Source organism: Helicobacter monodelphidis (assembly GCF_003288845.1).
Lineage (GTDB): Bacteria > Campylobacterota > Campylobacteria > Campylobacterales > Helicobacteraceae > NHYN01.
The window spans coordinates 1-4,938 of record NZ_NHYN01000041.1; the positions used below are offsets into that span (position 1 = coordinate 1).

Here is a 4,938-nt window from a genome sequence, read left to right on the forward strand (position 1 = left end):
ACTTATGAAACCACATTTGATAGAATATATGCTTAGTTTAGATGATGAAGAATATATCAAGGCTAGAAAACCCTTAAAAAATATAGAAAAGCTCACATACCTTAATGAAATAGATTCTTTAAGAAAAGAGGTAAAAAATGGCTGATGATAAAGTGATTTATAAAGGCTTAGAATGCCATTGTAATAAAATTGAGAAGATTCCTATCAATCGTAGAGATTTAGGATTTTATGGTGAGGTAGCAACTTATGGAATTGCGATAAGTGAGGCTTATGCTACTTATAGTTTAAATAAATATCTTAAAAAAGAAGGTGTTGATATATTAGGCAGACGAACAGCAAAAATGCTTATTAAAATGAATGCTGGTATATTAAGTGTCATACAGGGGAATATAGAAGGAAAATCAGCTAAAAGAATAACTTTTGAAACAAGCTCTGGTGTTATAATTGGTAAAATTGCCGAACAAGCTATTGATAGTAAAAATCTCACAAAAGTAAGCAACTTCGCCTCAAGCAGTGCTACTAGACTTGCTAGTTCAAGGGTGGCTTCAAATATCGCTGTAAAAACAGGTGTATCCCTCCTCACTCGTATAGGCACAGGGGCAGCAGCTGGAGCGGCAATAGGCTCATCATTTCCTATCGCTGGGACTATCATAGGAGCTGTCGCAGGAGCATTAATAGCTGGAATGATTAATGATGCAATATTTGCAGACGAAGACGAACAACTAGAAAAGGATAAAGCCCATAACGCAGAGATAGAACGCCTAGAAAAAGCCTATAATCTCAAGATTAATAGAATCAATGATTATCTTGTGCGTAACAAATACATAGAACTTAGAATCTTAGATGATATAGAATCTGAAATACTCTGCAAAGAAGCAAGTAATCTTAAGAGTAGCTACTTTAAAACAATCCTTTTAATGCAAAGTTTTCCTAACTATCTTGATAGAGATAAAGAGTTTTATGATACTTTGCAACAAAAAGAGTTAGATACAAGTAAGGATTCTAAAGAGAGAAACTCTAAAGAAAAAGATAAGGCACAATCTAAAGAACCTAAAATCACTCCCATAGCCAATGCTATCCCTCTCACCATAGAGATAGAGAAATGCTATGATGGTGCAAGTGGGAATCTCTTAAAAAATACAACAATATATCTTTATAATCATAGATTTAAGCGAGTAGTGGCAAAAGGACAAAGTGATGAGAGAGGAAAGCTCATAGTGCATAATGTCTATGTGGGTAAAGAAAATACTATCGATAAAGTAAGCTTTGTAGTAGATAGAGAAAATTTTGATGAGAATAACTTTGAATTAAGTGTTTTGCAATATGCTCCAATGTTTAATGTTCAAAAAAAATACAAAGAAGCAAAGAAGGCTTTAATTGAGGTAAGGTATTTTAGCTTTAATACTATTCAAGGTAAATTAGAGTTCGACTACGAAGTATCCAATCTCAAAGTCAATATACACAACGATACTCTAGAGCTAATCCCTACACATAATCTCAAAGATACGAGGTTGAGACATTATATGAGATGTGCTTATATGGTATTTGATATAACTGATGACAATATAGATAAACATATAAGCAATATCACTATTGAGAATAGAGCAGTATCAGGATTAAATAATTTGGGTTATTCCCAAATAGGCAAATACAAAATAAAAAAAGAATGGAGAGATAAAATAGTCGTATTCTTTGCTTACTTTGATAAACAAGAAAAAACACCTTACTTTAAAGTATCGTTTATAACAAAGCCCATATTAATAATCGATGCTGGCAATAGTGGAGCAATCCCATTGCAATACGAAAGAGAGTATAAACGCATAGATATAATCTTTGATATTATACAAGGACTAAAAAGAATGATTACTGCTAATGTCTATCTCGTGCAATTACAAGAAAATGCTAAAATCAATATGAGCCTAGAACAAAGAACACAAATCGCTAATACGATTAAACACAATACACAGAGTAAAAGAATCTTATTTCTATCATTGCATATAGATAGTGAATCTAGCGAGCAAATAAGTGGAATGAGATGTTTTTATAATGATAAGGCATATAAAAAGGAAGAAGAGAGGTTTATAGAGAGATTAAAGCAGGTTAATCAGAATTGTTATTTTCTAATATAACTTATGGGCTACATATCAATAAAAATAAATTGCTTCAACTTGTAGAATATAAGCAAAAATATCCTCAATCTCATATTATTTCTCTAATTAATAGTGGAGTATTATATAATGGAGATACAACACAAATCAAAGGAAAAAATCATTGGATAGTGTGGAATACTTCACCTCAAGATAGTAGCAAAGATATAGATTCTAATACATCTGACACTGCTAGCATTACACAACAAGTTGTGAGTTGGGGAGAAATTAATCAAAATCTTACTACAATAAAGATAGATGAAAAGAATTCACGACCACCAACTTTGAGAGAATACCTTGAGTATCAATTCGGGGCTATGGTGTTTCTACCCATACCTTACGAATTAGGAGAAAGTGAATGAGGCAATTTTTATTATTACTTCTTGTATGTAATCTTTATGCAGATTCTCTAGAAAATCTCCCTATAAATTTTATTGATTTAAAAAGCCCTATTGCCCTTACAAATAAAACAGATACAACCATATTGCAAAATATAGCTAGGGAAAATTACTTTCTATCACCACCAGAGAGAAGATTCTATTTGTGGGATTGGAGAGATACATCACAAGAGGTAAGCTTATATTGTGAGTGTGCAAAAGTCGCAACACAATATAAGACTACTTCTTGCAAAGGCTCTTTATTTTATCTCACATATCTTACATTAGACCACACCTTAGAGATTGCGCAAGATATAGCACCTTGCTCTTTTAGTTATATACAAGATGACAATACACTAATTTTTGGTTCAAAAGCACATTTATATGTGTATGCAAAAGATAAAAAAATACTAGAGATAGATATGCCAAAGAATTGGCACAAGATTCCATTAGGAGTTGGTGATGATAAAAAAGTAGGAGTAGTATTTTACACAGAAGGTGAAAGTAGATACAATTTTATAAAACATATCAATATATTTCGTTTTGATAGAAGTGCTAATATATTGAAGCGATACGCATTTACAGGTGAATTTGGTGATATGTATCTTAGAGGTATCGATACTTCATTTCGATATATTCAAGCTTGTAAAGTGCCAGATGATGAAGAATATGATGAGAAGGGGCAATGCTTTCTTTTTGACATAGAATCTAATATCAAATAATAGGATAAGTTGTGCTTAATAATCCACCACCAACTTTGAGAGAATACCTTAAGTATCAATTCGGGGCTATGGTGTTTCTACCCATACCTTACAACTTAGGAGAATATGAAATAATATTGCTTGATGAAGAAAGAAGAATTATCGTTGATTTAGGTGATGAATCGAAGAATACTGATTTCAGTGTTATCAAAAAAGACAAAGGGAGTATTTATATATTAGTTACTTACTATCGACAGACTTGGGTTCCTTTTGTTTCTCTAAAACCAATGGAAGCCGTTTTTGAATTACAAGAAATAAAAAAAACAAGAATTTGATAAGCTAGGAGAAAGTGAATGAAAATCTTATATCACATAACTAAAATTATTTTTATGATTTATTGTATGCTATTCCTTGTAGCGTGCCATAATTATACAGAGATTCCTATAAGAGATTTTTATATTGAGAAAACTTTAAAAACTTCTTTAATGAGTTGGGAAGAATATTCTAAAACTAAAAGAAGATTTTATTCTAATAAAAATCATACATCTTGCGAGAATATCAAAGTAGATGAGGGGATTTTTATTAATGACAAATATAGAGTGATTAGTGTATTTGTAAGAGGCTCATTATTTGCAGATGATAGCAGTATTACTTATATAGATGATATAAATAATTGCCAACAAACTAGAAAATATAATAATACATATTTTTTAATACCTAACAACAAAAAATATATCTTTTTATGCAAAGAAAATAAGATGGAGATTTTACTAAGTGATACATTAGAATCTAGTAATTTATTTAAAGATAAGCAATGTAATAGCATTGGTGTATCGGCTAACAATAAATGGTTATTGATAGGCAATAAAACATTATTTGGGAAGTTTCAAGTTGATATTTATGATTTTGCAAGTCAAAAGATGGTGTATCGATACAAATTTGATAAAGTAAAGGACATAAGTGTTGGTGGAATTCAAAGTTTTATTCTTTTAAATATCAACGAGATTGAGAATGGTAAATATACACGACAATTTTTATTATTAGGAGATATTTTAGAGATAGTGAATATTGATAATTTTTCTGATTATAATATAGTTGAATCTATAGATTTGAATGTTAAAGAAATGGTTGAAATAACACACGAAATCCAGAATAATAATATTGTTTATAGAAAGACTATCAACAAACTTGAGAGTTACGACAAATAGTCTTGGTATCTTAATTAGGAGAAAGTGAATAAGGCAATTTTTATTATTACTTCTTGTATGTAATCTTTATGCAGATTCTCTAAAAAATCTCCCTATAAATTTCATTGATTTAAAAAGCCCTATTGCCCTTACAAATCACACAAATACAACTATATTGCAAAATATGGCTAGGGAAAATTATTTTCTATCACCACCAGAGAGAGGATTTTATTTATGGGATTGGAGAAATGCATCATAAAAGATAAGATTGTATTGTCAGTGTGCAAAAGTTGCAACAAACTATGACACCATCTCTTGCAAAGGCTCTTCATTCTATCTTGCAGGGGATATCAATATATTTCGTTTTGATAGAGATGCTAATACATTGAAGCGATATATATTTACAGGCGAATTTGGTGATATGTATCTTAGAGGTATCGATACTTCATTTCGATATATTCAAGCTTGTAAAGTGCCAGATGATGAAGAATATGATGAGAAGGGGCAATGCTTTCTTTTTGACATA

At 30.8% G+C, this 4,938-nt stretch carries 6 protein-coding genes; all 6 read left to right on the forward strand.

The features are described 5' to 3' along the window. The first annotated feature begins 137 nt into the window (after positions 1 to 137). Positions 138 to 2,129: an N-acetylmuramoyl-L-alanine amidase gene (locus CCZ01_RS10500; protein WP_181566389.1), complete on the forward strand. Its 1,992-nt coding sequence runs from the start codon at positions 138 to 140 to the stop codon at positions 2,127 to 2,129. Further along, positions 2,111 to 2,509, forward strand: a complete 399-nt coding sequence (locus CCZ01_RS09590) for a hypothetical protein (RefSeq protein WP_112052991.1) — start codon at positions 2,111 to 2,113, stop codon at positions 2,507 to 2,509. The genes CCZ01_RS10500 and CCZ01_RS09590 overlap by 19 nt, the downstream gene beginning before the upstream one ends. Continuing rightward, positions 2,506 to 3,246 carry a hypothetical protein gene (locus CCZ01_RS09595; protein WP_112052992.1) on the forward strand — a complete coding sequence of 247 codons (741 nt, stop codon included), beginning with the start codon at positions 2,506 to 2,508 and terminating at the stop codon, positions 3,244 to 3,246. Before CCZ01_RS09590 ends, CCZ01_RS09595 begins: the two co-directional genes overlap by 4 nt. A gap of 11 nt (positions 3,247 to 3,257) precedes the next feature. After that, a complete protein-coding gene (locus CCZ01_RS09600) occupies positions 3,258 to 3,560 on the forward strand; it encodes a hypothetical protein (RefSeq protein WP_112052993.1) in 303 nt (100 codons plus the stop codon). A gap of 18 nt (positions 3,561 to 3,578) precedes the next feature. Then, positions 3,579 to 4,433, forward strand: a complete 855-nt coding sequence (locus tag CCZ01_RS09605) for a hypothetical protein (protein WP_112052994.1) — start codon at positions 3,579 to 3,581, stop codon at positions 4,431 to 4,433. A 247-nt stretch (positions 4,434 to 4,680) separates the two neighbouring features. After that, positions 4,681 to 4,938: hypothetical protein (locus tag CCZ01_RS09610; RefSeq protein WP_146745248.1), on the forward strand; the 258-nt coding region annotated here is incomplete at its 3' end.